Here is a 23,776-nt window from a genome sequence, read left to right as displayed (position 1 = left end):
CTCATCTCGCAGCCCGTCAGGAGGTGTTGTCGTCCGCGCGTTCGGCGGCAGGCGTGCGACGGATCTGCCACGCGGCGAAAGCGGCACCGAGGAGTCCGCCCGCGACCGCTGCCAAGGTCCCGCCCAGCCCGCCGCCCGCGAGCACCGCGCCGATCAGTCCGGCGAGCAGGGCGCCGATGAGCACGTACATGAGGACGATGAAGAACACGGCGAGATGCCGGTCCCGGAACGGTGCCATGCCCCCGTTCACCGGCTCGCTCCCCCTACGGCCGTGCGCGGTGCGGTGCCGACACACGTGCCTTGCGCGGCACACGTCGCAGGACGGGGGTGGCGGCGTCGGTGCATGGGTTCCTCGATTCGTCGGGGGCGGCGAGTCCTTTCTCTCGTGTGTCCCGTTGCCGCCGTCGCAATCGAGGTGGACCGGGCTCCCGGCCGGGTTGCCCCCCCCCTGGACGGGCGGGTGGTTCTGACGGGTGCGGTGATGGCGTAGGGTGAGGTTCACCGACGCGGGGTGGAGCAGCTCGGTAGCTCGCTGGGCTCATAACCCAGAGGTCGCAGGTTCAAATCCTGTCCCCGCTACTGCGAAACAGGGCCCGATCCTTACGGATCGGGCCCTGTTTCGTGTGCGACGGCGCGATGTCGTCAACTGTTGACTTCCCGGCGCTCAGCCGCGGCTACGAGAGGAAGCCTCGGGTCACGTGCGTTCCGGCGCCGTCGTTCTCGGCCCGGTAGCCGGACGTGCCGACACAGTCGCTGTACTCGTAGTTCGCCCTGGACGTGCCGCTCAGGCCGCCCGCGTCCGTGGAGGTCGGACCGCCGAACACGACGTCGGACCTGGGCATCTCCGCGCAGCTGGGGATGCCGGCGTAGTACTCCACGAAACCGCCCTGGGAGCCCTGGAGCTTTCCGCTGCCCGACGGGAGCTTCCAGGAGCCCAGGTGTACGGACGCACCGGTGACCGCGTCCGTCGCGGTTCCCTTCCAGGTGTCGGTTCCGGTCCGCTCCACCGTGATGTCGTACCGGTGGCCGTAGACGGCGTCGAAGTCCACCGCGCAGGTCACGCCGGGCCCGCCGTCGGCGCCGGCGTGGCAGAGCGGGTCGGTCGTGGTCGCTCCGTCGGTGAAGGTGGAGAACCGTGCCGAGAGCCGCTCGTGGCCATCGCTGTTCTCCCGGGGCTGGAGGCCCGTGTAACCGAAGGCGTTCGCGAAGTCGAACTGCTGGGCGAAGTAGATCCCGCTCGTGTGTGCAGTGGCGGGGTTCACGGTGAGGGGGAAGGTGATGTTGCTCAGTCCGTCGGACGGGACGCCGGGGATCGACCAGCCGGTGGAGACGTTGCCGCCGCCCACGGCCGCCGAGGCGGTCTGGGGAGTGAGTGCGAGCAGGCCCGCCGCTGCGCCAACAGCGGCCCAGTGGAGCAGAGTTGAGGCGATCCGGTGTGACATGTGCTGTCCCTCTCTCGATGTGTGGGGCATCAGGGGCTCGCGGTCATCCCGCCCGAAGACGTGATGACTGCGAGGAGGCACTGTCAGGAGACTGCGGCGCGTTGTGGGGAGACCGCACCGTTCACCTCAGGGCACGCCGTGGCGGTCCCTCAGGGCTCCTTCCTCACCGGTTGTACGCGATCGTCCCGGGCGGCTCCATGGACGTAGGCGCAAGGGGACTTGGACTCTTCACCGGCGCGTGCGTTGCCGACGACGCGAGGTGCGCCCCCGGGCCCGTACTGGCTGCGCACGTCAGACGCGGCTCACGCCCACCCCCCGGGGTTGTCAGACGACGGTCACCGGGTGACGCACGACGGCGTCGAACAGATAGCCCTGGGTGTTGTGCTGCGTGACCTGCGGCTGTGTGCGTCCGGTGGTGTCGGTCGCCCGGGCGAGGACGGTCGTCGGGCCCGTGGTGGTGGGACGCCAGTTCGTGGACCAACGGACCCAGTCGCCGCGCCGAGGAGCATCGTGAAGGTGAGCGCGCCGCCAGGTGGTGCCCGCGTCGGTGCTGATCTCGACACGGGCGATGGTGCCTGCGCCGGACCAGGAGCGGCCGGTAAGCCGGTGGTTCGCGTGAGCCGGCAGGCTCGCGTTCCACGGAAGTTCGAAAGCGGACTTGATCGTCTGCCGGGACAGCGGGGAACTGCCCTCGGGCGGATAAGCGTCGCCGAACAACCGGTAGAAGTCGGTGTTCCAGGGCGAGAAGAGGGGCTCGTCGGAGACCTCGATGTCACCGACCCACTTGATCGAGGCGATACCGACCCAGGACGGGACGATCAGCCGGACCGGGGCGCCGTGGTCGGGCGGCAGGGGCTCGCCGTTCATCTCGTAGGCGAGGATCACGTCGTCGAGCGCCTTGGCGATGGGCAGAGGGCGGCGTACCCGGCCCAGGTTCGTGCCGCCCGCGGTGACGTAGTCGGCGTCCAGGCCGCGCGGCAGCACATCCACCGCGTCACGGCGCAGGCCTGCCAGGCGCAGTACGTCGGCCAGGCGTGCGCCGCGCCACCCGGCCGATCCGATGGCGCCCAGCGTCCAGGCAGTGCCGGAGACGCTCTGGCCCTGCTGGCTGGTGAAGAAGCTGCGACCGTTGCCCGCGCACTCGACGACGCAGGATCGGGTCACGGCGGGGAGACGCTTGAGGTCGTCGAGGGTGAACTGCCGCCCGTCGCCCGCAAGCCCGCTGCCCCACACCTTCAATGTCCAGGCCGTGGCGTCCACATGAGGCGTCGACGTGTGGTTGCGGACGAAGAAGTGGGAGACGGGAGTGTGGTGGCCGGTGGACGCGAGGGACACGAAGTTGGTCTCCGCGTTCGTGCCCCGGGGCGTGAACCACTCCTCGGGCAGTGGCTTGACGATGCCGGCCGCCGACGCGGACGCCGTGCCCGTCGCTGACGCCGTGCCCGCCGAGGCGCGCGCGGTGGTCGCAAGCACCGCCGGAAGACCGGTCGCCAGGCCCGACGCCGCGAGCAGCCGCAGCACATCGCGACGGGCCACTCCGTCGGCACGGGCCCGCCCGGCCAGCCACTGCCGCAACCGGCGCCGGTCGTAGGCCGCCTCGTCAACCACCACGTCGCGTATGTCAGTTGGGATCGTCACGCGGCGAGTGTAAGTGGGTGTTCTGTGGGCTTTCGCCGGGTGTCAGTCCGGGGGCGGGGTTGGCTGCGGTAGCTGGAAGAGGCCGGGCTCGGGTTCGGTGAGGATGCCGCGGCTGACCAGGCGTTTCAGTTTGGCGCGGGTGCCTTCGACGTGCCGGGGCTCGGTGCCGGTGTCCAGGGCGAGGCAGACGTCCTTGGGGTGCAGTCCGTCCGCGGTGTTCTCGAAGAGGGCGAGGATCTGGCGGTAGGCCGAGGGCAGCGGGGCGAGGCCGCCGGGAAGGTCCGGGCCGATCTCCAGGATGGTTTCCCGGGTGATCTTCAGTCGCTCCAGAGCCTGTTCGGCGGCCGTGAGTTGGGCGGTGAGCTCGGCGATCTGGGTGCGGAGCCGGTTCGCGAGGTCACGGCCGGCGGCCTCGCGTATCTCGATCTGTTCCAGGAACTCCTGCATGCTCAACTCCCACACGATCATGCCGGTCCGGGCCGGCGGGCCGGTGGCGGGTCCCGCCAGGTGGGAGTGGTGGTGGCGGTGAGCCGGTGGGTCATGACGTCGGTCATCGACCAGCGGATCCAGGACGCCGAACTGGCGGGCAGGGTCTCGTAGTCGCGGGCCAGGCGGCGGTGCAGCATGAGGGTGCCGAAGGTCTGCTCGGCGATCCACCGTTTCGGGGCCGGGGCGAACCCCTTGGTCTGCGGATCCCGGGACACCACCTCGACGTCGATGCCCAGTGACCGGCCGTGCTCGATGACGGCGTTCTTGAACCCGGCATCGACCCAGCTCTTCACCACGCCGGGGTTGTCGGCGGCCACCTTGTCCAGCAGCGTGATCCCGATGGCGTTGTCGTGCACGCTCGCGGCGACCACGATCACCGCGATGAGCAGACCGAGCACATCGGTGGCGATGCCCCGCTTGCGGCCCCGGCTCTTCTTGCCCGGATCCAGGCCGGTCGTCTCCTTCGGGGCGTTGAGCGAGACGTGCACGGTCTGGGAGTCCATCACGACCGCGGACGGGTCCTCGCGCCGGCCTTTCGACTCGCGGACCTGCCAGCGCAGCAGGTCGTGGATGGTCTGGTCGGTGCCGTCGTCGCGCCACAGCCCGAAGTAGTAGTAGACCGCGGTGTAGGGCGGAAGGTCGTGCGGCAGATAGCGCCACTGGCAGCCGACCCGGGCCTGGTACAGGATCGCGTTGACGATCTCCCGCATCTCGTACCGGCCCTCATGGCCGCTGACCGAACGGTGCTGCCCCTTCCAGGCCGTGATGACCGGCCGGATCAACTCCCATGCCTCGTCCGACAGATCGCTCGGGTACGGCTGCCGATCAGCCACGTCTCCAGCACACCGCAGAAGCGGCCAACCGCAACCCCTCAAACCGGACAACCGGCCACGACGACTCGCAGAACACCCACTAAGAAGCCCTGGGGCTTGAGCCCAGGTCAACTCCATTACCGCAATGCGGTGTTCACAACACGAGGCGCGCGGCCTTGCCGTCCCGTCGAAGCCAAGCGTGGCGCTGTGCGGTCCCGTCAGCTTCCCCCCGACGACCGCTGACGGGGCCCTCTCGCGGGCCGGCGCCGTACTGCCCGGACCACAAAGCAAGGGGGCGGGTCCGGCCGGACCCGCCCCGTCGGCATTGCCTGTGGTCGTCAGTGGAGTTCGAGGGGGATGTCCTCGGCGGCCCGGTGGATCAGGTCGTTACGGATCCAGCCGGTTCGCCCCTTGGCGTTACCCGAAGTCATCTTGACCTTGGTCCAGTTGGTTCCCCAGTCCTTCTCGGAGCACTTGTTGCCCTTGTAGGCGATACCGACCGACGTGGCTCGGGAGGACGGCTTGGAGCGCAACGAGACGGCATGTGCGGTGACGTGACAGCCCTTCGCGGCAGCCTCGGACGACCCGGCTGCGACCAGCCCGGCACCGGTGACGGCTGCGGCCAAGGTCAGTGCGGTGACAACCCTGCGTACCTGCGGAGCGATGAGACTCTTTTCCATGATCGGCCCAACCACGCCGACAGTCGTCCGGTCACGCAGTCGGCTCGCGGACCACCCGGAAGGTCGGAGGGGGACCAGCCGGAACGCCGGAGTGGACTGGTCACTCCGCAGACCCTGCCGTGAGTCCGCACAGGTCGGGGCGCGGTAGCCGCGAGCGCAGCGCCGACAACGTCAGCTGCTTCTCCCGATCACGTTGCGGGCGGCGAGACGGAAATCCTTGATCGTCGGCATCGGTCTCCTCAGGCGCCGCTTCGGCGTGCACCCCTCTCGCACCGTCATGTCGGACCCGGCTGCTGACGCGTGTCCCTGCCGGTCATGGTTGCGGACCATGGACGTCAGGGACTTCGGACACGAGGTCGTCGGGGATTCGGGCGACGGCGACATCGACCGCTTCGGCCGGCGTCGCGACCTGGCACAGGACGGGCTTGTGCCACCACTCCCTGATGGTGTACGCGTCGGTTCCCCGAGGCGAGTCGATCGAGACGAACGGCGGGGAGAAGGGGGAGTGGGGAATGCTGGAGAAGCTCAGTGCCCAGTGGCTGGTGAACGGATAGAGGCTGCGGAGCCTCGGTTGCGCGTAGGCGGCTTCGATGAGCGCCTGGTACTGCGGCCAGTCGGCATCACCTGCGGTCTTGAGCAGCCACTGCCACTGCGAGGCGATGACGCCGCTGGGGTTGTCGTCGGGGACCTCGAAACGTCCGGTCAGAACGTCGAAGGGCGCGGCGAGCCCGATATCGTCAAGGCTGGCTCCTTCGGCCCAACCGTGGATCACGGAGGGCAGTTCCCGCAGATCCTTGGTGTTCCCGCAGATCATCAACCTGTTGTTGGACGATCCCCGGATGCCCCAGTTCCGTGCGTGATGCCACGCTGCGACGTAGGCCGAGTGGCGATGCGGAACGACGCTGGTGATCGTGGCATGGCGCAGTGGATCGGACGGCGTGACGGTCAGCGGAAGGGACAGTCCCTGGTCGGCCGCCACGGCCTGGAGCGCCGCCGCGAGACTGCCGTGGGCTGCCACGTCGGGGTAGAGATCGGCCGGCACCGGTTCACTGCTCATCGGCTCCCCATCCTCAGTTCTGCCGCAGGTAGTAGCGACGCCGTACGTGTGTATCAGGCGCGCGTATCCGACTCACCAGTGTGGTCACGCCGAATCGTGAACTCGGCCGGCCGAAGGCGCAATTGCGGCGAGGCCGTCGATCCGTCCGCGGTCGAGGTCGCCCGTGCTTCGGCCCCTTCACCCACACCCAGGCCAGTGCCCACGCCGGCCCACAACGTGAAGAAGAGGACCTGCCCCCGCCTGGGCAGGTCAGGACGATCCGTTGTCGAGCTCGCCGAGAAGGTCGCCACGCAGGGGCTGGGCGCGCGCAGGCCGCGCCGTTGAACAGCGCCTGATCTCCTGCCGGTAGCGACCTACCCGACCGAGCCGGCCCCGTCGCGTGGAACCGGCACCATGCGGACCCTCCGCGCTAGAGGTGGTTCGTGGGTGGCCAGCCCCACCACCAGAGGAACAGGCCGCCCAGAAGAACGACGAGGAGCACCGCCGTGTTGAGGCGGCGGTAGTGCACGAGGAGGGCGACGAACTCGCGGATGACGGCGCTCGGCCAGAAGTACGACGCCGTCGGCGCTCCCACGACGTTGCCCCGGACCCCCAGTCGTCTCGCCGTGATGGCGGCACGGAACGCGTGATAGTTGCTCGTGACGATCACGCAGCGCGACGCGGGCTTTCTCGCGTGCATCAGGGCCTGGCTGAACGTCAGGTTCTCCTCCGTGGTCGTCGACCGGTCCTCGCGCTCGACGAGATCGGCGGGGAAGCCGCGCTCCAGCAGATAGTCAGCCATCGCATGGGACTCCGGCAGCTCCTCGTCGGGCCCTCGTCCGCCCGACACGATGAGCACGGGGCGCCGTCCCCGCCGCGACAGCCGCGCGTGTTCCTTGCGGGCCTGCTCCAGCCGACTGGCCAGGAGCGGGGGCACGGTGCGGCCGCCGATCAGCCCGGAGCCGAGAACGACGACGAAGTCGCCCCTGCGCCAGAAACCCAGCCGCTGATAGAGAGCGGCGTAGAAGAGGAAACACACGAAGAGGAAAGCGACATAGCCGACCAGCACGACGGCTGCCCCCGCGACGACCGCCAGGGCCCGCGTGTTCAGGACCAGCGCCGCGATCATCAGGGCGAGCAGCATCGTCAACGTGAGACCGACGCCCAAGGACACCAGGTTCCCCAGGCTCCTGCCCTCCTTGCGCATCATCGTGACGCCGTTGGCGAGCAGGAACCCTGCCAGGACGACCACGGCGACGGCAGCAATCCCCAGCAGGCCGACTGCGACGTCGCGGCTCAGCCCAGGCGTTATGGAACCGAGTTGGAGGAGAGCGGCCACAGCGGCGAACACGCAGGTCAGTCCCAGAAGGACTGCGTTGCTGAGCCGGCGGCGCTCCCGTACCACCCCCGCACAGAATGCGACGAAACACAGTGCGGACGGCACGTAGAGCAGCATGTGGACATGCTAGGGGCTCGGCCCGCCCGGCCCAGCGGCGGCGTGCGCCGCACGCCGCGGATCACCGCGTCCCAGTGCCCACCGAGGGCAACCGTTGCGACCTGGAGGACGGAACGCCGATCACGTCCAGGTGCAGGACCGTCGTGAGGACGGCACCACACACCTCGTCCAAGCCGGTGGGGGAGAGGTTTAGGACGTCGAGCCCGGTGCATTGGAATAGCGTGCTGCTCCACCGCCGACGAAGCATTTGCTGTCCGGCCCTGCCGAGGAAGAACACGTGACTGCCATAGAAACCCGCTCCGATGCCGTTCCGGTCCAGATCCAGCGGCTGCGCCGCCGACTGGAGCGGCTGATCGGCGTGGCTGCCACGGAAGGCAACGAACTCGTCGCCTTGCGTAACGGGGACGAGATCTTTCCTGCCATGCTGGGGGCTGTCCGGGCCGCCGAGCACACCATCGACATGATGACGTTCGTGTACTGGCGCGGGCAGGTGGCCCGGGACTTCGCCGCCGCTCTCGCCGAACGGGCCAGGGCCGGGGTGCGGGTGCGGCTGCTGCTGGACGGGTTCGGCGCCAAGGAGATAGAGCAGCGGTTGCTGGACGAGATGGACGCCGCCGGTGTGCAGGTGGCCTGGTTCCGCAAGCCGCTGTGGCTCTCTCCGTTCAAGCAGAATCACCGATGCCACCGCAAGGCGCTCATCGTCGACGAGCACACCGCCTTCACCGGCGGCGTCGGCATCGCCCAGGAATGGTGCGGCGACGCCCGCAACCCCGACGAGTGGCGCGACACCCACGTCAAGGTCCGCGGGCCGGCGGTGGACGGCATCGCCGCGGCGTTCGCCCAGAACTGGGCCGAGTGCCACGACGACCTCTACGACGATCGCGACCGGTTCACCGAGCACACCCAACCCGGCACATCGATCGTGCAGGTGGTGCGCGGTTCGGCCAGCTTCGGCTGGCAGGACATGCAGACCCTCGTACGGGTCATGCTCACCTCGGCCGAACACCGCTTCCGCCTGGCCACCGCCTACTTCGCACCGGACACGTACTTCATCGACCTGCTGTGTGCGACCGCCCGCCGCGGAGTGAAGGTCGAGATCATGCTGCCCGGACCGCATACCGACCAGCGCGCCTGCCAACTGGCCGGCCAGCACCACTACACACGCCTCTTGGAGGCAGGTGTGTCGATCTCCCAGTATCAGCCGACCATGTTGCACGCCAAGATCATTACGGTGGACGGGGTCGCCTCGCTGATCGGGTCCACCAACTTCAACCGACGCTCCATGGACCACGACGAGGAAGTCATGCTCGCCGTCCTGGACGAGCAGTTCACCGCCGGTCTGGACCGGGACTTCGACGCGGATCTCGCACGCAGCGCGGCCATCGATCCGACCCGTTGGAAGCGCCGCGCCGCACTGCAACGGGTGCGGGAGGCAGCAGTCCTTCCTGTCCGCAGGTTCTTGTAGGCCGGACGTCATCGACAGCTCCGGCACCTTCCGTTTCGAGGCCACGCTCCTCGATCAGGTCCTCCAGATCGTGGTGGGTCAGCGCGGCCGAGGCGGGGGCGGCCAACTCCTCGGTCAGGGGTCGAAGGCCCTTGCGGCGGCGGCGAACGGGTCGATGGCGGGCAAGGCGTCGTAGGGGTCCGCCACGCCTCTTCTTCTTGGGTGCTTCGGTCTGGCTGGTCACCTCCGAAGCCAGAGAGAAGAGCCTTTGTCGTTCCAGGATTTCGCCGGTTCCACACCGTCGCGTCGCCGGGGTGGGGCACCGTGAACCGTCCGGGCTCGTCCTCGGCCAGCCAGCCCCGCTCCACCAGCCGTTTCGGCTTCCCCCGCGGTCCCCCGATCCCTCCGGTCACCGCGGGCAGCCCGATCCGCGGCACGATCTGCTTGGCCTGCATCGGCTCCGCGGCTCGGCAAGGACCTCGATGATGTCCCGGTAGACGTACGTCCGGCAGCACCGCGGCCGACAGCCCCTGGCGTCAGTGCGGCACGATGATCGCCGCGACCGCACCGCGGGGTGCACCGGGGTTTCCCGGCTCCGCGCCGTCGGCCACCGGCGCGGTCGCTCCGGACCCGTCCAGATCCGGGATCACCTCTCGGCCACCGTCTCCCGGGCGATCCGCAGCCGCGACCATGCCTCCCGCTCGTCCTCCAGATGGGACGTCAGCCGGGCGAGCTCCGCTTCGAGCGCCTCCACCCGGGCCCGGGGCGTCGCCCCCCCGCGCCTCCAACTCCCTGGTCAACGACCCCATCAGCGTCGCCTCCTCCCTCCACACGGGAGAGACCCGACCACGCCGCCGCCCCTCATGCGCAGTCGTACGTCAGTCCGCCCGCTCATAGGTGAGGACGGTCTTCGGGTGGTTGCCGATCGTGCGTAGGCGGAGCGGGCCGTCCGAGGACGTCACGTCGAAGCGGTACTCGGTCCCCTTCGGTAGGCAGTCGACGGTCCCGTGGCCCTGATCGACCTTGAAGTTGCCCATGATGGACAGGCTGTGCGGGTCGTCACCGGAGACAACGGCACTGCCCTTGCATCGCGGGCCGGTGAGGGACTCGATGGCCACGCGTGCCCATTTGCCCGGCTCGACCTGGTGGATGGACAGCTGCTGGCTGCCGTCCGCGGCTCGCCACCGGCCCACGAACCAGGGGTGGATGGGCCTGTACTCCGTGGCCACCTTGGCGAATCCGGAGCCTTTGCGCCAGGTCAGCGTGGCGCTAAACAGCATGTTGCGACGGACGAAGTCCACTCGGGCGCCGCCGTCGCGGATGCGGGCCTTCGGCCAGACGAGGGAGCGTTCGGTCGTGCCGGTGGTCCAGGAGGAGAGGTCCCCGGTGGCGACGGCCGCGATTACCTCCTGCGGTTCTTCGCCGTCCCTGCAGGACGCCCCGAAGCCGACCGCGAGCCACACGGTGTCCCGGAACGCCTTTGCCCTGATACCGCCGCACGGTTTGGTGCCGGTCTCATAGACCGTCTTCCGGGCGGACCAGGCGTCGTCAGAGGCGTCGCGAAGCTGTGCCTCCAGGCCGCGGCGAGTGAAGCGGAGGGAAACCTGACGGCCGTCGGACAGTTCGAGGACGGTGTGGTCGTCGTCGCCCTCGACGACCCGTGAATCAGGCTTGTCCTCAGTTTCGCTGTGGGACTTCGTGTGCTTCGCGCTGCTGCCGGACGGTCCCTTGTCCGATTGCTCGGCGCAGCCACCGACGGCTGCGCCGAGTATCAGTACCGCTACCGCCCACGCCGCTGTGCTCTTCGTTCTCATGCCGTGTCAGCTCCCCCGTACGCCGTGCCGCGATGCCCGGGCCGGCGGGTGGCACGAACGCGGAGATGATAGTCGGTGGGCGCCCAGCCCCGCTCGGCCCCTGGCGCGGGGCCGTCCCCGCAAGCGCCAGATGTACGGCCGGGCCGGCTTCGGCCTCTTGCGGAAACGAGCCCTGCTGGCGTCCTGACGGGCCCGTTACGAGCTCTGATGGAGTCGCTCTGCAGCCTGAGCAGGGGTGTCGTAGTAGCCAGGCCGGGCCAGCAGGACCGAGCTGAAGTGGTAGCCCTGCTCTTCATCAGGCTCATCGTCGGCTGCGAACGGACGCCAGAAGCTCAGCAGCAAATCCGGGGCAACGAATGAAGCATCGTCGTCAGGATCTTCCTCAATCGAGGTGAACTCGCCCATGCGCTGGACAACCTCGCGGGCCGGAAGCGCGAACACGTCCACACCCTGAAACAACACTCGGTCCGTCTGGGACGATGGCCTTCCCAACTCGATGGCTTCAAGCATGTCTCGCATGCAGTGGATGCTGATCATCAGCCCGCTGGGACGGAAGACGTGCTGCTCCGACCGGTCGGACTCCGAGACCGCAGAGAGATCGTGGAGCAAGTCCAGCGCCGTGTTGGCCGCGTGCCGAGTCATACCGATCCGCAACGGGCCAACGCCGGTCGGTGGGGCGAGGTCGAAGTCCATGTGGGCATGATCCCAAACAGGTCTGTCAACGAGTCCGAAGGGCCATCCAGTTCCGGCAGGTTACAGAGCGTGAGAGCTCTACAGAAGTTGGACCAGAACCCCCCCCAGAGCGACAGCGTTTGTCGATGACGTTGGGCAGCAATCGGTGATCACCGTGCCTCAACATGTCGACGCGTTTTGGGTTCTGGCACAGATCTTGGGGAGCCGTCGCGGAGGGTAGCGGCATCGTTCGATTGCAAGGGATAGTCACGACCCTGGGCCTGTCACCACGCACCTCGACCACCACAGGCATGAGCCCTGCCTGACCCGGCACATACGCTGGCGCCACGGAACAGAGATCCTGAAGCTGGAGGCGGCATGTCGTTGACGTGGCTGGATACGGAGGGCGGCCCGTACATCGTGGTTCCACGCACCGCGCTGCCGCACTGGTCGGGAACGGAGGGCGACTACGACCGGGCCTGCGACGTGATGGATTTCGTCGGAGTCCTCGCACTGCCTGACGGAGCCGAGGCACTGGTCCTCGGGGACGAGCCTCTCTCCACCGCCTACCTTCCCGAGCATCGAGTCCTCGTCCGCTGGTACTACGGGGAGAGCAAGGAAGGTGTCGCGGACATCATCCGGGCTGGACTTGCCACCGCCGAGTGGGAGGAAGGACCCGTACTGAGCACCACTGGCGAGCTCGTCATGTTCTACGCCGCCTACTTCGGCACCGAGGTCGGGACACTCGCAGACAGCACCGCTCTCGAACTCGCCGCTGGCCGCTACCGGGTGGACTCGGCAAGCATCGAACCCGATGACCTGACGTCCTTTCGCGTCCACCGATTCGTCGAGCTGACCTGACCCGATGTTGGGACAGATCATGGGGAGTCGCTCTGAGGTCACTGAAGCAGGATCGTCTTGCGGAGGAGTTCGAATCCGGCTCGCCCGTAGAGCTGCCTCTTGATCTTCTTGATGCGGTTCACGGCGCCTTCGATACTGAGCTCATTCCATCCTCGCCCTGCATCTGGCCAGTTCAGAGGATGGAATGAGCTCAATGTTCTCGCATTCTGGTCCACCACCAACCGAACACCGCCAGCTCAGTATTGTTGGGTTCGGGCAGGGTGCGGCGCTCGAATTCCTCATCGATGTGTGTAATCAGTCGGCCCAAGTCCCGTTGCGCTCCCGGAGGAAGGTGCCGCATCGCCCACTCGAGGTCATCACGGGCATCTCCCACCCCGGGCGATGCAAACTCGGAGGCGTCCGGGTAGCGTCCCGGCTGGTCAAAAACTCGCTCGAAACGCGAGAGCGCATTGGCGACGGCGTTGGGCCACATCTCCTGGTGTTCGACTCGGCGGAACGCTGCACGAGTCCGCGCAGAGTCACCACGGACGCTCAGGACCGAACACTGCCATCGTGGCCGCCACCGCTTTGCGCGGACGACCTTGGGACGCCTACGAGGCATCGCCCTTTCGGATCAGCATGAGGTGTCGACGTACGAGTGCAAGGCCCCAGCTCTGTACAGATGAACGTCCCCAGTTCGGTGGCTCGGATCGTGATTGTGCGAGGATGCGCGGGTGGGGACTCCGAGGGCTTCTTTCCGCTGGCAGCGCATGATCGAAGCGCTTGCCTTGCTTGGTGCGGACTCGGCCGATCAGCTCGCCTGGATCGACAGGTACAAGGTCGTGACCGACGAGCTGGCCCTGGAATTCGATGACGCCTTTCGCCTGATAGCCGACCTCCAGCAGGACGAGTTTCTGGATACGGAAGCCTTGGGCAAGCTGCAGCTGATTGACACGGTGCTCGAGGAGATGAGCGGCAGAGAGAACGCCGAGCGTTGGTCAGGGGAAGCGCTGGCCAACGACGCAGGGTGGCGTCAGGTTCGGACCCTCGCGCGCGACCTGCTGATCAGCTTGCAGGGTGATGGGCGCCGGACACTTCCCGAGATTCACGTCGTGCGATGACAGGAGCGGGCGGTTCGTTCAGGCCACATCGGCTCGGCGGCCGGAGGGGGCACGATCAGTCGTCTTCGAGCCGCTGGAAGACCTCGTGGAATTCGTCGTTCTCGATCAGTCCGGCGATCACCTGGGTCATGTTGTCGATGCCGGGATCCCGGACGATCAGGCCGTCCGAAACCCAGAAGTAGCGGCCACCGAGAGCTTCGTCGGTTCCTGCCCAGGTCTGCATCAAGCGTTCGACCTCTGCGGCCGTGAAGACGGTTGCGCTCCACCGGGAGCCGTCCGTGAGGTCCACGAAGACATCGACGTTGCATACCAAGTCCAAGTCCTCGCGTGAGCTGGGCAGGAACGATGCCTCGAAGTCGTCCGCCCGGACCCGGTACCAGGGCCCATCCCAACCTCGTTCGACCGATCCGGCCAATGCGCTGTGAATCATCGTGCGAGTGTCTCCGGCCAGCCTGACGATCTCAACCAGGATCCTCAGCCGTGCTCCTGCGCGCTACATAGCTGGGGACATTCATCCGTACGCGACTGGGGAGCTTAGGTCGTTGAGTATCTCGCCGAAGTCGCGGACGTGTCCGGCGGCTGTGTCCAGTTCAGGGCAGCGTGCAAGGACATCCTTCAGGCCGGCCCGGTCTTCCTCGCCCAGCGCAGTGGGGTGTTGGGTAAGCCAGCCGGTCACCTGACGCACCGTCGGAGCTCGGGGTGGTGTGCCGGCGGGAGTCCCGCGGAGGGTGGCGACGAAGCCCGGTGAGATGCTGACCGCCGTCGACCTGGCTGCTCTCGCTGAGCCCCTGCGTCCCGGCTCGGGAATCGTGAAGGACTACGTCAAATCGCGCAAGCACGAGTGGGAGCAGGCGTGCTTCATTCCCGATCTCGCCGACGCTGTGGAGCTGACGCGGGTTGTGCGGCGCTTTGTCGAGTTGCAGGAGGAGTTCTTGGCCGGTGGGATCGTTCTTCGCGCCTTCGAGGAGTTCTCGCGGCACGAGTCCGTCGCGGCTGAGGTGCGCGTCTGGTGGCTGGATGGTGAACCCAGGCTGCTGACGCCCCATCCAGACAGCCCGTTCGGGCGAGGGCTGGTGCCCGACCTTGATCACATCGGGCCTGCCGTGCGGCGCCTCGGCTGCCGGTTCGTCACCACCGACGTGGCCCTTCGCGCAGATGGGGTGTGGCGGGTCGTCGAGGTGGGTGACGGCCAAGTCAGTGATCTGCACCAGTCGATCAGCCGAGGCGAATTGGCCGCGCTGCTGGTCGGTCCGTAGCCCTTGAGGGCCGTGTTGCTCGCGCCGGAGGCTGACTCCGGTCACCCGTGCGAGTGCCGACCCGAAGGCAGCGGCGATGCTTCGTCCAGCGGGTCAACGTGGGCGACACGGCCCCGATGGGCGATCCGGGCTCCGAGCCTCCCGCGCGCGAAGCTCTTCCGGTGACGACACCATGGCGCCCCACCTCCACACGCAACGGTAGGAGGTCAACGGCGCCACCACGTAACAGCAGGCTTCTTTCGCCAACAGTCCGCGGATTCAGGTGCGTTGCGGAGGGCCGAGACGGTCGATGACCTTGCGCATCTCTGCCTCCGCGGCTTCGTAAGCCGGCTCACCCCTGCGCGGATCCCGGGCGTGCAGCGTGTGGGTCAGCGGCCCATGCGGTGTTCTGAGGCGGACCGGGGAAGCCGAAGGTCCGTGGACTGCGCGCTCGGTACCCGGCTGGGCGGTCAGGCCGATGCAGCCGACGACCCCCAGGTCGCCCCACACCGTCGCCTGCTTGAGCCGCCCGAGAATGCGCAGGTGAAAGGGGCGACACAGGATCACCGCTGTCCCTTTCGCGGATCGACTCGGCCAGCTCGGCAGGGTTCTGCAGACCTAGCGCCTGCCGTCCCTGGACATCCAGCGCGGCATGCCGCATGCCGCCGCCAAGGCTCGCGTGCTCCTTGCCGTCGACCGTTGACTCGCCCCGGGCTCGCCGACCTGTCCGCCTGCCCGTGCCCTGCAGACGGGTGAAAGAGCCTGTACCGCGTAACGGAGGTGATCGCAGATTGTCGTACGGTCATGACGATCGATCTTCGCACTCCGCTGCCCATGCCGTCCCGCCCCCACCGACGTGACGGGAAGGCCCCACTGCCGGCCCCCGACGAGCGGCGTCGACTCCGGCTGACCTGGCAGCTCACCGAGGAACAAGTGGCTCAGACGTTCGGTGTCAGGACGGCGACGGTGCGGTCCTGGGAGGCGGGCCGCACGTCGCCGACCGGTGCGCGCCGGGCCGCCTACGCCGCTTTCCTCGGCGGCCTGGCCCACGGCCTGGTGCCCGTACCGACAGGCGCGCATGCCGGCCGGCCGGGTGCACGCCCGCCCCGGAGTCCGCGACGCCCCGCCGCGACACCCGACATCCGGCCGTCCGTCACTCCGCGATCGGACCGGAAGCTCCCCACAGGAACGGCGCTCCTGGCGGGACACGCGCCGACGACGGCCGGGCGGCCCGTGGGTCCGGGGCCGGATCCGGTCGCTCCCGCCCGGCTGCGCCGGTTCCGGCGCCTTGTCGTCGCGGTCGGGGTGTGGATCGTCGCGGGACATGTGATGGCCACCATGCCTCCTGGCCATCTGTGACGCGGGGCGCTCACATCAGACGCGGCCCGTGACCGTCACCGTCACCTCAGGTGCGGGCCGTTCGGGCAGGAGGGCGGCGGCTTGCCCCTCGACGCGGACGCGGACGGCGCGGGCCACCTCCACCGCTCTGGCCCGCCGGTCCACGACGACGTGGATCTCAACGCGCCAGGGGCCGTCGTCGGGCAGGATCAGCCGCACGCCGGCGCCCCGCTCCTGCTCGGCACGCGTAGGCCGGGAGACCGAGGAGCGCAGCCGGCCGGCCAGCCCCGGTCGGAGAAACGCGACTCCCGGCACGCCTCTCACCACGGCGGCGACTTCCTCTGCCGTCATCGGCTGCGCGGTGCTGGTGCGGTGAAGGGTCATGGAGTAGGGCCTTCCTGTTCCTCGTCGGCCGCGGCGGGCACGATGTCGGTGACGCGGATGTCGACGACTGTGAGGGCCAGGCCCAGTTCACGGTCCGCGGCCTCCCGTACGCGCTCACGCACGAGGGCGGCGACGTCCGGCAAGGGCACGCGGGCCGGAGCGTGAATCTCCAGGTGGGCCCGGACCGTGCCGTCGCCGTCGGAGGCCGGCAGGCGGCATGAGCCGGCCCGCACTCCGGGCACGGTCTCGGCCGCCGCGCGGATCGAACGGGCCGCGACCGCCTCCATGATCCACAGGCCCTCGGCCGGCTCACCGAGGGGGAGCGGACGCCCCGGACGCAGCTCCAGTCGCACGAGGTCCATGACCCGTCGGGTCAGCGGCTCGGGATCGTAGTCGGAGAGTTCCGTCGTCTCGTGGCGCAGTCCGTGTACCGCGGACTCGAGCTCGTCGAGCTCTCTCACAGCCTGCCGGCAGGACGGGCAGGTCCGGGCGTGCTCGTCGTCGGCGTGCTGCTCCCAGGCGGCCCAAGCCTGGGACAAGAGCCTGCCGCACGACAGGAGTTCGTCGTCCTCGGGGTCGACGGCGCTGTTCGACGGGTCGGTGTGGGCGTTCATCGCCAGGCCCCCAGAGCTTGTGTCAGACAACGGCGTGCGCGGAAGACCCGGGCGCGGACGGCTTCCTGACTGATGCCCACCGCGTCGGCGACGAACTCGTAAGAGCGGCCGTCCAGTTCCCGCAGCACCCAGCAGGCGCGCTGTTCGGGCGACAGCAGGTCGAGGGCCTGCCGGAGTTCACGGACCGCGTCCCGGGCTTCGGTGATACGGGACGGGGACGTGCTGTGTTCGGCCGCCGCGATGTGGCCCGCCTCCTCCAGCGGGGCCGCGGGGCGGCGTGCGCGCAGCACGTTCAGACAGCGGTTGGTGACGATCCGGTACATCCACGAACCGAACGAGGCACGCCGCTGGAACTCGGGCAGTCGCCGCCAGGCGCTGATGAAGGCCTCCTGAACGGCGTCCTCGGCCTCGCTCGACGTGCCGAGCAGCGTCGTGGCGAGCCGGGTCATCGCGGGCGCGTGGCGTTGGACGAGGAGGGCGAAGGCGTCCTCGTCGCCCTCCGCCGCGCGGACCGTGAGCAGGTCGTCGCCGTCGTCGTCCGGTTCGCCGTCGACTGCGTTCTCCCCGCTGGCCGGTGGGGCGCTCGGTGTAAAGGCCCGCGCCACTGGGCGCTCCTCTCGTCGGGTCTCCTGGTTGGACACCGCCGAACCACCGCTGTGACGCGGTTCCTCGGGAATGCGGCGCGCACCCGCTGGGAGGGGTGAAAGGGACGACGGATCACGTGCCCCTGATTCGTCGCCGTAGCGCTTCGGGATGGGTGCGAGACAGCAATTCACTCGATGTGGTCACGATCGGCTCCGGAGGACCGGCTAGGTCCTGCGCTCCCCACCGACGGTGCTCGGCGCATGACGCGTCCGCTCACCGGCGCCCCCCCCGCATGATGCGAAGACCCGTCGAGGGCGAGCCTCGGATCGGGGTAGAGGGGCTCGTGGAGACGGTGGGGTGCGTCGCGGTACCGATGCGACGGCCTGGCCGGAAAGGTTTCTGGTTCTGCCGCGTCACAACGGCCCGCAGCCGGGGTCCAAGAACACAGACCGCCGATCCACGGAGTCGACGAAGCAGGGAGATGTGGGCATGGTGACGCAGCAGATGGCAGCCGTTGAGCGGCAGGGCGCCTCGCCGAAGAGGAGCACGCTGTCCGAGACGACGACCGAGGTCGGTGCCGGGCGCCCGGGTGTGGAGGAGCCGGCGTCGACGCGCGGCAGGACCGCGATCGCCGATGTGGTCGTCGTGAAGATCGCGGGCATGGCGGCACGGGAGATTCCGGGGGTCCATGCGATGGGGGGCGGCCTGTCACGCACTATCGGCGCCGTGCGCGAGCGGATTCCGGGCGGCCGGGCCAATGTGGGGCGCGGAGTGAAGGTCGAGGTGGGGGAGCGGCAGACCGCGATCGACCTCGATCTCGTGGTCGAGTACGGCGTGCAGATCATGGAGGTCACCGCCGACGTGCGGGAGAACGTCATTCTGGCGGTCGAGCGGATCACGGGCCTGGAGGTCGTCGAGGTCAACGTCACCGTCAACGACGTCCATCTCCCCGGCGACGATGACGCCCCGACGCCTGGCGAGTCCCGGGTCGAGTAGCGGGCGGACGGGCAGCCGCGCCCGCTACGGACAGGAACAGCAGCCGCCCCGTCGTGGGGCACGCGAGAGGAAGGCTCACGGGTGAGTACGGCGTTTCAAGGAATGCTGGCGGGAATGGCGCTGGCCTTCGCCGGCTTTTTCGGAGGGTTCGGAGCGTTTCTGCTCGTCGCCGCACTCGGTGCCGTCGGATACGGGGTCGGCCGCTGGCTCGACGACGGCGGGCAACTCGACGATGTGCCGCGGATGTTCTCGCGGGCGCGGCGGTGACGGCTCCTTCCCGCGCGGCGCGGGGCACCACCCTTCTGTCCGACAGAGCCGTGCGCAAGGTTGTCCGGGGCGCCGCCCTGGAGGCCGTCGCCGCGCGGGAGGTGAGCGCGTCGGCCACCGTCGTGGGACGACGAGCCGTCGTCGGTGTGCGGGTGACGCTGCCCTTTCCCGCGCAGTTGTCGGCGGCCACCCGCAGCGTGCAGGAACACGTCACCGCCCGCACGCGCGCACTCACGGGCCTGGACGTCCCTTCGGCTCGTGTGGTGGTGGCCGGGTTGGCCGCGCACGGCACGCCGCCCTCGCCGACCGATGCCGATGCCGATGCCGACGTCGGACCGGCAGGGCGGCCGCCGCGCCGCTGGTGGTCCCAGCGGCGGCGTGCCGCAGGCCTGTTGCTGGCGTCGGCGGCGGCTGCCGCGATCGTGTGCACGGTCGATGTCCTGCGGGTGCACGCCGCCGGTGAGCCGCCTGCGGAGTGGCGGCCCGCCGCGGTGCGATGGCTGGCCGGTCACGGTCCCGGCGACCCGGCCGTCACACTGGCCGGCGCCGTCGCCGCACTCATCGGTGTGTGGCTGTTGATCCTGGCCCTCACACCGGGTCGGCGACGCCGGTTGACACTCCGGACGGCAGGGGACGGATGGTGCGCTGCGATCGACCGGTCAGCCGTGGCCGCTCTGATCCGAGACGTCGTGGCTGATGTGCCCGGAACCCAGGACGTCAAGGCCCGCTGCGGTCGACGGACCGTCACGGTGCGGGGCGAAGTCGCCTTCGGGGACTGCGCGTCGGCTCGGTACCAGGCACTCCGCGCTGCCACCGGCCTGCTGGCCGCCTGCGACCTGAGGCGCCCCCCGCGCCTGCGCCTCGCCCTACGGCCCGCCGGCACCTGGCAGGCGCCGGCTACCACCGACAGGGCCGGCGCGCCGCACCCCGGAGATCCGGCGACCGACGAGGAGAACGCATGACGGCGCGACCACGCATCCTCGCCAACCGGTTGGCCCTGGGCCTGCTCGGGCTGCTCCTCCTGGGAGCCGGCCTGTGCCTCGTCTCCTACGAACAGTCATGGCCCGCACTCCTGCCGAGCGGCCTGCGCAGGCTCCCCGCGGACGGCGTCCTGCTCGACCGGGCCGGACTGTCCGGCCTGCGCGCACACGCCTGGTGGACTCCGGCCGTGGTGGCGGCGGGCATCCTCGCCACCGTCGTCCTGACCCTCTGCCTCGCTTCCCAGCTGGTCGTCCGCCGTCCCGCCCGCCTGGCCCTGGCGGCTCCGGGCAGCCACCTCAGGGGTGCCGCCCTCGAAGAGGCGATCCGGCAGCGCACACAGACGGTCCGCGGCGTGGCCCGCTGCCACGTGCGCACCGCCCGCCGACGGGGCCACCTGCACGTACGGCAGCAGGTGTGGCTGGAGCCCGGCGTCGCGCCCGCCGGCGTGCTCAAGGGGCTCGACGCCGTTGCCGCGGAGGTCCGGACCGCGGTCGAGCCCCGTCCCGTCACCGTCCAGGTCCGCCTGCGCGGCACCCACCACCGCACCCCTCATGTCCACTGAACCCACCGCGGTGCCCGCCCGGGCAGCCGCCGAACGCGTCGTCCCCTCACCGGTCGACCTCTGCCGGGCCCTGCGCCGCACACCCCTGTCGATGTGGAACGACGACATCACCGACTACGCCGCCGCGCTCACCTACTACGCGACCCTGGCCGTGCTGCCGGGTCTGCTGGTGATGGTGGCGGCGTTCGGACTCGTCAGCCCCGGTACCGCGCAGTCACTGATCGAGGACGTCACCGCCTACGCGCCGGGGCAGGCGGGCAACCAGCTCCACGACCTGCTCACCCGCATGATGCGAGAGAACGCCGGCGCCTGGACCGTCATCGCCACCGGCCTGGTGAGCGCCCTCTGGTCCGCGTGCAGCTATCTGGCGGTGTTCCGGCGCGCGCTGCACCACATGCACCACGCTCCCGACCGGCGCACGCCCCTGGCGCGGGCCCACCGCATCGTTGGGACCGCGCTCGCCCTGCTGTCCCTTCTCCTTCTGACCGCGTTGGTGCTCGTGCTGAGCCGACCGGTCGCCGAAGGAATCGGGCGAGCGCTCCAACTGGATGCCACCGTGCCTCTCGCCTGGACGATCGCCCGCTGGCCGCTGCTGCTGGCCCTGGTCGTCCTGCTGGTCTCCACGGTGTTCCGCAACGGCCCGCAGACCGCCCGCGTACGTCACCTCAGTCTTCCCGGGGGTGTCCTGGCCGCCGTGCTGTGGCTCATCGTGACGGGTGGCTTCGCGCTCTACACGTCCATCATCACCACCTACGGCCGCCTGTACGGATCCCTCGCCGGCATCGTCGTCTTCCTGATCTGGCTGTGGCTGTCCAACCTGGCGTTGCTCGCCGGCGCCCAGTTCTCGGCCGAACTCGCCGCGGCGGAAACGGCCGGCGGCTCGGCGTGAGCGAGCGCCGACAGGCGGCTGTCCCGGCACGCTCGTCGCGACCGACCTCGTCGCCGCGCCGTGGACGCGTCCGCGAGGACGAGGGTGAGGGCCTGTCTCCCAGATCCCTGCTGCCCCGCGACGCCTGGCACGCGCTCTCGCCGCACCGGGCCCAAGGCCACCCTGCACCCGGCACGCCGAGAGCACGCACCGGACGCCGCAGGGCCCGCCCTTTGAGCGGACGGAGGGATCTGGGAGACAGGCCCCAGTCGGAACGCCTTGAAGCAGCCGGGGCGTCAGTACGACACGACTCCTCAAGTCAGCCGCGAGGCCGACCGGTTCGCGGTCCCACGAGATCCGCGACGGTCGCGGCGGTCGTGCGGTGCCAGTGGGAGCTGCCGCGCAGCATGGCGTGGTCGCCCCCAGGAACGAGGTGGAACCGGGCGCGCGCACCGGCCGCGCGAGCGCGCTGCACGAACGCTGCCGAGGCGCCGGGGTCGGTGACCCGGTCGCGGTCTCCGTGGAACACCACGACGTCCTTGTCGCGCAGGTGGGTCACGGGTTCGCCCTCGGGAAGCCAGGGGGCCAGCGCTACGACGGCCTTGACCTGGGCCGCGCCCGCGGCTCCCAGAGCGGCTCGTCCGCCCATCGAGTGGCCCACGAGCACCACCGGCACGTCCCTGACGAGTCCCGACAGTTCCCGCAGTGCCTGGCGGGCGTCGTGCAGGGCGTCGGCGTCGGTACCGTTCCAGCCGCGTACGCGGTAGCGCACCTGTGCCAGCAGGACGGGATCATCCGGCAGCGCGGCGGAGAGGGCCCGAACGAACGGACGCATCCGCAGCGCGGCGAGATGCCAGGGCCGTGACGGTGAACGGCTGTCGGCCCGGCCGCCGTGCAGGTACAGCACGGCGGCCCGCGCCCGGGGCGGTGTGCGCAGCACAACCAGCGCGCCGCCCGCCCTCGCCGCGTCCCCGGACACGCGCTGCTCACCGCCGGTCATCCGTCCTCCCGTCCGCCAGGGCCGTGGTGCGGCCCCGCCACCCATCATTCGTCACCGCGCGCGGAAAAGATTGGTTGGCCGGACCAATCCATGGACGCTCGGGCTCCGGAATACCCCGTGAGACACGTGACCACGGAGGGCCCCGTGAAAGAAGTCGTATACATCGGCAGACATCCATCCGCCGAGCCGAACCTGGAACAGATGGTGGGCCGTGTCGCGCTCGGCGACGAAGAGGCCTTCGCCTCGGTGTACGACAGGGTCGCGGGCCCGGTTCTGGGCACCGTGCGCGCCGTCCTGCGGGACCACGCGCAGTCGGAGGAGGTGGCGCAGGAGGTGCTGGTGGAGGTCTGGCGCACGGCACCGCGCTACCGTGCCGACCTGGGCACAGCGATGAACTGGATCCTCACCCTGGCCCACCGGCGCGCGATCGACCGCGTGCGCTCGGTGGAAGCCGCCGCGGCGCGTGACCACAAGGCGGCGCTACTGGCCCGCACACCCGACTTCGATCAGGTGACCGAGCAGGTGGAGGCGCGACTCGAGCAGGAGCAGGTGCGGCGCTGTCTGCGCACGTTGACCGAGGTCCAGCGGCAGGCCGTCACGCTCGCCTACTACCGTGGTCTGACCTACCGTCAAGTGGCCGAAGCGCTGACCCTGCCCCTGGGGACGGTCAAGACCCGGCTGCGGGACGGGCTCATCCGGCTGCGCGACTGCCTGGGGGTGACCGCGTGAACACCGCCGACCTGCACACCCTGACCGGCGCCTACGCACTGCACGCGCTGTCCGACGACGAGCGCGCCGCGTTCGAGCAGCACCTCGCGGACTGCGCGGCATGCACCCAGGAGTCCGCCGAACTCACGGTGACGGCAGTCCGGCTCGGCCTCGCCGCCTCGGTCGTGCCCCCGGCCGCGCTGCGGGAGCAGGTACTGCGGCGGATCACCGGAGTGCGACAGGACACGCCGCGCGAAGCGGCCTCGGTCCGCGTCGCGCGCACGGGGACGGCACGTCGCCGAACGCTGAAGCACTGGGCCCTCGCCGCGAGTGTCGCGGCGGCCGCCGCGCTGGGCGGGACCGCGGTGTGGCAGCACCGACAGGCCACGGACGCACAGGACCAGGTCCACCAGGCCGAGCGGCGCGGCGAGCGGATCGCGGCCGTGCTCGCGGCGCCCGACGCACGCACCAGGACGGCGAAGCTGGCCGACGGCGCCACCGGCACCGTCGTCGTCTCCGCCTCCCAGGACAAAGCCGTCTTCATCGTCTCGGGAATGGACCGGCCGCCTCAGGGCAAGGTCTACCAACTGTGGTTCGACGACGGCGGGACGATGCGCGCGGCCGGACTCATGGACACCGAACGAAGCGACCAGGCGGCGCTGCTGAGCGGTGGCGTCGACGGAGCGTCGGGCATGGGAGTGACGGTGGAGCCCTCGGGCGGCTCGGACCACCCGACCTCCGCACCGGTGGCCCTGATGCGCTTCCCCGCCTGAGAGAACGTGTGCAGCCCCGGC

26 protein-coding genes, 1 tRNA gene and 1 pseudogene are annotated in these 23,776 nt (G+C 69.6%); 13 read left to right on the top strand and 15 right to left on the bottom strand.

The features are described from left to right. Window positions 1-16: 16 nt before the first annotated feature. A complete protein-coding gene (locus V2W30_RS00590) occupies window positions 17-238 on the bottom strand; it encodes a hypothetical protein (protein WP_338692670.1) in 222 nt (73 codons plus the stop codon). Window positions 239-505: 267 nt separating this feature from the next. On the opposite strand from V2W30_RS00590, the gene V2W30_RS00585 reads away from it, so the two are divergent. Then, window positions 506-579, top strand: a tRNA-Met gene (locus V2W30_RS00585). A 95-nt stretch (window positions 580-674) separates the two neighbouring features. Here V2W30_RS00585 and V2W30_RS00580 read toward each other — a convergent pair. The 7 genes from V2W30_RS00580 to V2W30_RS00550 all read right to left on the bottom strand — a co-directional run bounded on the left by V2W30_RS00580 (window position 675) and on the right by V2W30_RS00550 (window position 7,553). Further along, window positions 675-1,442, bottom strand: a complete 768-nt coding sequence (locus tag V2W30_RS00580; protein ID WP_338692669.1) for a hypothetical protein — start codon at window positions 1,440-1,442, stop codon at window positions 675-677. Between the two features lie 324 nt (window positions 1,443-1,766). Further along, window positions 1,767-3,080 (bottom strand): sulfite oxidase, encoded by a 1,314-nt coding sequence (locus V2W30_RS00575; RefSeq protein ID WP_425244461.1) that lies wholly within the window; start codon window positions 3,078-3,080, stop codon window positions 1,767-1,769. Window positions 3,081-3,122: 42 nt separating this feature from the next. Beyond that, on the bottom strand, window positions 3,123-3,527 hold the full coding sequence (locus tag V2W30_RS00570) for a hypothetical protein (protein ID WP_338692564.1): 405 nt from the start codon (window positions 3,525-3,527) through the stop codon (window positions 3,123-3,125). Window positions 3,528-3,544: 17 nt separating this feature from the next. Then, a complete protein-coding gene (locus V2W30_RS00565) occupies window positions 3,545-4,402 on the bottom strand; it encodes an IS5 family transposase (protein ID WP_338692562.1) in 858 nt (285 codons plus the stop codon). A gap of 317 nt (window positions 4,403-4,719) precedes the next feature. After that, window positions 4,720-5,061, bottom strand: a complete 342-nt coding sequence (locus V2W30_RS00560; protein ID WP_338692667.1) for an SH3 domain-containing protein — start codon at window positions 5,059-5,061, stop codon at window positions 4,720-4,722. A gap of 313 nt (window positions 5,062-5,374) precedes the next feature. Continuing rightward, complete coding sequence (locus tag V2W30_RS00555; protein ID WP_338692665.1) at window positions 5,375-6,118, bottom strand: DUF6193 family natural product biosynthesis protein; 744 nt, start codon at window positions 6,116-6,118, stop codon at window positions 5,375-5,377. Between the two features lie 409 nt (window positions 6,119-6,527). Continuing rightward, window positions 6,528-7,553 carry a YdcF family protein gene (locus V2W30_RS00550; protein WP_338692664.1) on the bottom strand — a complete coding sequence of 342 codons (1,026 nt, stop codon included), beginning with the start codon at window positions 7,551-7,553 and terminating at the stop codon, window positions 6,528-6,530. 277 nt (window positions 7,554-7,830) lie between these two features. Here V2W30_RS00550 and V2W30_RS00545 point away from each other — a divergent pair, with 277 nt between their 5' ends. Then, window positions 7,831-9,018: a phospholipase D-like domain-containing protein gene (locus tag V2W30_RS00545; RefSeq protein WP_338692663.1), complete on the top strand. Its 1,188-nt coding sequence runs from the start codon at window positions 7,831-7,833 to the stop codon at window positions 9,016-9,018. A gap of 857 nt (window positions 9,019-9,875) precedes the next feature. Here V2W30_RS00545 and V2W30_RS00540 read toward each other — a convergent pair. Further along, the gene (locus tag V2W30_RS00540) at window positions 9,876-10,811 is read right to left on the bottom strand and encodes a hypothetical protein (RefSeq protein ID WP_338692662.1); all 936 of its coding nucleotides are present in this window, start codon (window positions 10,809-10,811) and stop codon (window positions 9,876-9,878) included. 195 nt (window positions 10,812-11,006) lie between these two features. Then, window positions 11,007-11,504 carry a hypothetical protein gene (locus V2W30_RS00535; RefSeq protein WP_338692661.1) on the bottom strand — a complete coding sequence of 166 codons (498 nt, stop codon included), beginning with the start codon at window positions 11,502-11,504 and terminating at the stop codon, window positions 11,007-11,009. A 357-nt stretch (window positions 11,505-11,861) separates the two neighbouring features. On the opposite strand from V2W30_RS00535, the gene V2W30_RS00530 reads away from it, so the two are divergent. Together V2W30_RS00530 and V2W30_RS00525 are read left to right on the top strand one after the other, a co-directional pair. Beyond that, complete coding sequence (locus V2W30_RS00530; RefSeq protein WP_338692660.1) at window positions 11,862-12,344, top strand: Imm21 family immunity protein; 483 nt, start codon at window positions 11,862-11,864, stop codon at window positions 12,342-12,344. A 749-nt stretch (window positions 12,345-13,093) separates the two neighbouring features. Further along, window positions 13,094-13,444: a hypothetical protein gene (locus tag V2W30_RS00525; RefSeq protein WP_338692659.1), complete on the top strand. Its 351-nt coding sequence runs from the start codon at window positions 13,094-13,096 to the stop codon at window positions 13,442-13,444. A 55-nt stretch (window positions 13,445-13,499) separates the two neighbouring features. Here the strand turns inward: V2W30_RS00525 and V2W30_RS00520 are convergent, their stop codons facing one another. Beyond that, window positions 13,500-13,874, bottom strand: a complete 375-nt coding sequence (locus V2W30_RS00520) for a hypothetical protein (RefSeq protein ID WP_338692658.1) — start codon at window positions 13,872-13,874, stop codon at window positions 13,500-13,502. A 322-nt stretch (window positions 13,875-14,196) separates the two neighbouring features. Between V2W30_RS00520 and V2W30_RS00515 the strand changes: the two are divergent. Both V2W30_RS00515 and V2W30_RS00510 read left to right on the top strand, forming a co-directional pair. Beyond that, window positions 14,197-14,700, top strand: a pseudogene (locus V2W30_RS00515) (ATP-grasp domain-containing protein); the annotation flags it as partial. 783 nt (window positions 14,701-15,483) lie between these two features. After that, window positions 15,484-16,038: a hypothetical protein gene (locus tag V2W30_RS00510; protein ID WP_338692657.1), complete on the top strand. Its 555-nt coding sequence runs from the start codon at window positions 15,484-15,486 to the stop codon at window positions 16,036-16,038. A 15-nt stretch (window positions 16,039-16,053) separates the two neighbouring features. On the opposite strand, the gene V2W30_RS00505 is transcribed toward V2W30_RS00510, so the two are convergent. Genes V2W30_RS00505 through V2W30_RS00495 form a run of 3 tightly spaced genes read right to left on the bottom strand, consistent with a single transcriptional unit; the run spans window position 16,054 to window position 17,620 of the window. Next, entirely contained in the window at window positions 16,054-16,401 is a 348-nt protein-coding gene (locus V2W30_RS00505; RefSeq protein ID WP_338692656.1) for a hypothetical protein, read from the bottom strand. Next, window positions 16,398-17,015, bottom strand: a complete 618-nt coding sequence (locus V2W30_RS00500; protein ID WP_338692655.1) for an Asp23/Gls24 family envelope stress response protein — start codon at window positions 17,013-17,015, stop codon at window positions 16,398-16,400. Before V2W30_RS00500 ends, V2W30_RS00505 begins: the two co-directional genes overlap by 4 nt. After that, window positions 17,012-17,620: an RNA polymerase sigma factor gene (locus tag V2W30_RS00495; RefSeq protein WP_425244460.1), complete on the bottom strand. Its 609-nt coding sequence runs from the start codon at window positions 17,618-17,620 to the stop codon at window positions 17,012-17,014. The genes V2W30_RS00500 and V2W30_RS00495 overlap by 4 nt, the downstream gene beginning before the upstream one ends. A gap of 469 nt (window positions 17,621-18,089) precedes the next feature. Between V2W30_RS00495 and V2W30_RS00490 the strand changes: the two genes are divergently transcribed. The 5 genes from V2W30_RS00490 (at window position 18,090) to V2W30_RS00470 (ending at window position 21,295) form a co-directional block, all read left to right on the top strand. After that, the gene (locus tag V2W30_RS00490) at window positions 18,090-18,596 is read left to right on the top strand and encodes an Asp23/Gls24 family envelope stress response protein (RefSeq protein WP_338692654.1); all 507 of its coding nucleotides are present in this window, start codon (window positions 18,090-18,092) and stop codon (window positions 18,594-18,596) included. Between the two features lie 114 nt (window positions 18,597-18,710). Continuing rightward, window positions 18,711-18,863, top strand: coding sequence for a hypothetical protein (locus V2W30_RS00485; RefSeq protein ID WP_338703938.1), 153 nt, complete (start codon window positions 18,711-18,713; stop codon window positions 18,861-18,863). Between the two features lie 50 nt (window positions 18,864-18,913). Further along, window positions 18,914-19,825 (top strand): DUF6286 domain-containing protein, encoded by a 912-nt coding sequence (locus V2W30_RS00480; RefSeq protein ID WP_338692653.1) that lies wholly within the window; start codon window positions 18,914-18,916, stop codon window positions 19,823-19,825. Next, complete coding sequence (locus V2W30_RS00475) at window positions 19,822-20,406, top strand: hypothetical protein (RefSeq protein ID WP_338692651.1); 585 nt, start codon at window positions 19,822-19,824, stop codon at window positions 20,404-20,406. Before V2W30_RS00480 ends, V2W30_RS00475 begins: the two co-directional genes overlap by 4 nt. Next, on the top strand, window positions 20,396-21,295 hold the full coding sequence (locus V2W30_RS00470; protein ID WP_425244459.1) for a YihY/virulence factor BrkB family protein: 900 nt from the start codon (window positions 20,396-20,398) through the stop codon (window positions 21,293-21,295). The genes V2W30_RS00475 and V2W30_RS00470 overlap by 11 nt, the downstream gene beginning before the upstream one ends. 298 nt (window positions 21,296-21,593) lie before the next feature. Here the strand turns inward: V2W30_RS00470 and V2W30_RS00465 are convergent, their stop codons facing one another. Then, a complete protein-coding gene (locus tag V2W30_RS00465; RefSeq protein WP_338692649.1) occupies window positions 21,594-22,274 on the bottom strand; it encodes an alpha/beta hydrolase in 681 nt (226 codons plus the stop codon). A gap of 144 nt (window positions 22,275-22,418) precedes the next feature. On the opposite strand from V2W30_RS00465, the gene sigK reads away from it, so the two are divergent. Together sigK and V2W30_RS00455 are read left to right on the top strand one after the other, a co-directional pair. Next, window positions 22,419-23,003: an ECF RNA polymerase sigma factor SigK gene (gene sigK / locus V2W30_RS00460; protein ID WP_338692648.1), complete on the top strand. Its 585-nt coding sequence runs from the start codon at window positions 22,419-22,421 to the stop codon at window positions 23,001-23,003. Then, window positions 23,000-23,755, top strand: a complete 756-nt coding sequence (locus V2W30_RS00455; protein WP_338692647.1) for an anti-sigma factor — start codon at window positions 23,000-23,002, stop codon at window positions 23,753-23,755. The genes sigK and V2W30_RS00455 overlap by 4 nt, the downstream gene beginning before the upstream one ends. Window positions 23,756-23,776: the final 21 nt, after the last annotated feature.

The sequence above is a fragment of the Streptomyces sp. Q6 genome, assembly GCF_036967205.1.
Classification (GTDB): Bacteria; Actinomycetota; Actinomycetes; order Streptomycetales; family Streptomycetaceae; genus Streptomyces; species Streptomyces citrinus.
The sequence above is the reverse complement of the archived record's forward strand: the minus strand, read 5'-3'. Positions and strand labels throughout refer to the sequence as shown.

Bases quoted from the DNA above. Each gene is read 5' to 3' on its own strand.
- V2W30_RS00570 (WP_338692564.1), bottom strand. From the start codon at position 3,527: ATGCAGGAGTTCCTGGAACAGATCGAGATACGCGAGGCCGCCGGCCGT.
- V2W30_RS00550 (WP_338692664.1), bottom strand. From the start codon at position 7,553: ATGCTGCTCTACGTGCCGTCCGCACTGTGTTTCGTCGCATTCTGTGCG.
- V2W30_RS00535 (WP_338692661.1), bottom strand. From the start codon at position 11,504: ATGGACTTCGACCTCGCCCCACCGACCGGCGTTGGCCCGTTGCGGATC.
- V2W30_RS00490 (WP_338692654.1), top strand. From the start codon at position 18,090: ATGGTGACGCAGCAGATGGCAGCCGTTGAGCGGCAGGGCGCCTCGCCG.
- V2W30_RS00505 (WP_338692656.1), bottom strand. From the start codon at position 16,401: ATGACCCTTCACCGCACCAGCACCGCGCAGCCGATGACGGCAGAGGAA.
- V2W30_RS00525 (WP_338692659.1), top strand. From the start codon at position 13,094: ATGATCGAAGCGCTTGCCTTGCTTGGTGCGGACTCGGCCGATCAGCTC.
- V2W30_RS00485 (WP_338703938.1), top strand. From the start codon at position 18,711: ATGGCGCTGGCCTTCGCCGGCTTTTTCGGAGGGTTCGGAGCGTTTCTG.
- V2W30_RS00580 (WP_338692669.1), bottom strand. From the start codon at position 1,442: ATGTCACACCGGATCGCCTCAACTCTGCTCCACTGGGCCGCTGTTGGC.
- V2W30_RS00465 (WP_338692649.1), bottom strand. From the start codon at position 22,274: ATGACCGGCGGTGAGCAGCGCGTGTCCGGGGACGCGGCGAGGGCGGGC.
- V2W30_RS00560 (WP_338692667.1), bottom strand. From the start codon at position 5,061: ATGGAAAAGAGTCTCATCGCTCCGCAGGTACGCAGGGTTGTCACCGCA.
- V2W30_RS00500 (WP_338692655.1), bottom strand. From the start codon at position 17,015: ATGAACGCCCACACCGACCCGTCGAACAGCGCCGTCGACCCCGAGGAC.
- V2W30_RS00470 (WP_425244459.1), top strand. From the start codon at position 20,396: ATGTCCACTGAACCCACCGCGGTGCCCGCCCGGGCAGCCGCCGAACGC.
- V2W30_RS00530 (WP_338692660.1), top strand. From the start codon at position 11,862: ATGTCGTTGACGTGGCTGGATACGGAGGGCGGCCCGTACATCGTGGTT.
- V2W30_RS00475 (WP_338692651.1), top strand. From the start codon at position 19,822: ATGACGGCGCGACCACGCATCCTCGCCAACCGGTTGGCCCTGGGCCTG.
- V2W30_RS00540 (WP_338692662.1), bottom strand. From the start codon at position 10,811: ATGAGAACGAAGAGCACAGCGGCGTGGGCGGTAGCGGTACTGATACTC.
- V2W30_RS00590 (WP_338692670.1), bottom strand. From the start codon at position 238: ATGGCACCGTTCCGGGACCGGCATCTCGCCGTGTTCTTCATCGTCCTC.
- V2W30_RS00510 (WP_338692657.1), top strand. From the start codon at position 15,484: ATGACGATCGATCTTCGCACTCCGCTGCCCATGCCGTCCCGCCCCCAC.
- V2W30_RS00555 (WP_338692665.1), bottom strand. From the start codon at position 6,118: ATGAGCAGTGAACCGGTGCCGGCCGATCTCTACCCCGACGTGGCAGCC.
- V2W30_RS00520 (WP_338692658.1), bottom strand. From the start codon at position 13,874: ATGATTCACAGCGCATTGGCCGGATCGGTCGAACGAGGTTGGGATGGG.